Source organism: Frankia sp. CcWB2 (assembly GCF_977927585.1).
In genome coordinates this window covers 1-1951 of the sequence record NZ_CDWRCM010000071.1, presented here as the reverse complement: position 1 = coordinate 1951, position 1951 = coordinate 1, and the positions used below count along the sequence as shown (strand labels likewise).

Sequence of the window (1951 nt, the reverse complement as noted above, 5' to 3'; positions counted from 1 at the left end):
TACGCATCGACAAAATTCTCGATGCCTGCAAGTCCTCCGGGGCCGATGCCGTCCACCCGGGATACGGTTTTCTCTCGGAGAACGCGGACTTCGCGGAGGCCGTGATCTCCGCAGGCCTCACCTGGATCGGCCCGCCGCCGGAGGCCATCCGCCGTCTCGGGGACAAGACCGCGGCCCGGCATATTGCACTAGCGGTCGGTGCGCCGCTCGCACCTGGCACCGCAGACCCCGTGGCCGGCGTCGATGAAGTTGTCACCTTCGCCAAGCAGTACGGCCTTCCGGTTGCCATCAAGGCCGCTTTTGGTGGCGGAGGGCGCGGGCTGAAGGTCGCTTGGACCGCGGAGGAGCTCCCCGAACTGTTCGACAGTGCCGTCCGGGAGGCGGTCGCGGCGTTCGGTCGCGGAGAGTGCTTCGTCGAGCGGTACCTGGACCAGCCCCGCCACGTCGAGACCCAGATCCTGGCGGACACGCACAGCAACGTCGTCGTGGTCGGTACCCGCGACTGCTCGCTCCAGCGCCGTTACCAGAAGCTCGTGGAGGAGGCGCCGGCACCGTTTCTCTCGGAGGCTCAGCTCCACTCGCTGTACGACGCCTCGAGGGCGATCTGCAAGGAAGCCGGCTATATCGGGGCCGGGACCGTCGAGTTCCTCGTCGCCCGCGATGGCATGATCAGCTTCCTTGAAGTCAATACCCGCCTCCAGGTCGAGCATCCGGTAACCGAAGAGGTCTCCGGAGTGGACCTGGTTCGCGCCCAGTTCCGCATCGCAGAGGGTGAGGCACTCGACTTCACCGATCCGGCTCCTCGCGGTCACTCCATCGAATTCCGCATCAACGGTGAGGATCCCGGCCGTAACTTCCTTCCCGCCCCCGGCACGGTCACCAAGCTGATCGCGCCGGCCGGCCCCGGCGTCCGACTCGATACCGGCATCGAAAGCGGCAGCGTCATCGGCGGCGCTTTCGACTCCCTGCTCGCAAAACTCATCATCACCGGAGCAACCCGGCAGGAAGCTTTGCAGCGGGCTCGGCGCGCCCTCGACGAGATGATCATCGAGGGAATGGCGACGGCACTGCCATTCCACCGCGCGGTCGTACGGGATCCCGCCTTCGCCCCGGAGGACGCCGCAGAGCCTTTCCGTATCCACAACCGCTGGATCGAAACCGAGTTCGACAACACCATCCCGGCCTTCGCGGGAGGGACTGAGGCCGACACCACCCCCGAGCCGCGGGAGACCGTGGTTGTCGAGGTAAGCGGCAAACGCCTCGAAGTCGTGCTACCCGCCGGATTCGGTTCTGCCCCCGTCGCCGCTTCCCGGGGAGCGGCGCCCAAGCGGCGCGCTCGCGGCACGGCTGCGGCCAAGGTCACGGGCCACGCCCTGACCAGTCCCATGCAGGGCACCATCGTGAAGGTCGCGGTCAACGACGGCGACGCTGTTTCCGCGGGTGATCTGATCATTGTTCTGGAAGCGATGAAGATGGAACAGCCGATCAACGCGCACCGGGATGGCACGGTCACCGGACTGGCTGCGGCCGTCGGCGCCGTTGTCACCAGCGGCACCGTGCTCTGTGAGATCAAAGACTAGAACGCACCGAAGCTCGACCTGCCCACCGTCGGCTGCCACCTCTCCACCGCAGACTTCATAGGCTGCGAGGTATGGACGGTAACGACAGCCCGACGGTGAGCGGCCAGGACCGGGAGCTGGCGGTGGCCCGCCCAGTCGTTCAGCGACCACCGCTGACCGGGCGAGTGCACTACCTGCTTGGGGGGACCCTTCCTCCGGCCTACAACGACTGGGTCTCGCATGACCTCACCGGCCCCGGCTGGAGGCTGCGCCAGGCGGCACGGCCCTTCCTGCTGATGTTGCCCTTCGCGCTGATCTTTTCCCTGCTGCCCGGTGAGTTCGGAGTCCGAGCCGTCGTCGTCGCGTTTCTTCTGATCTCTGGGATCGGGCTC

Annotated in this window: 2 protein-coding genes; both read left to right on the top strand. The window is 66.6% G+C overall.

Annotated features, from left to right (window positions below; genetic code table 11):
* Positions 1-1580: acetyl/propionyl/methylcrotonyl-CoA carboxylase subunit alpha (locus tag ACY45C_RS09825; protein WP_462187314.1), on the top strand; the 1580-nt coding region annotated here is incomplete at its 5' end.
* Positions 1581-1651: 71 nt separating this feature from the next.
* Positions 1652-1951 (top strand): DUF5313 family protein (locus ACY45C_RS09820; RefSeq protein ID WP_462187313.1); only part of this gene is annotated, 300 nt, incomplete at its 3' end.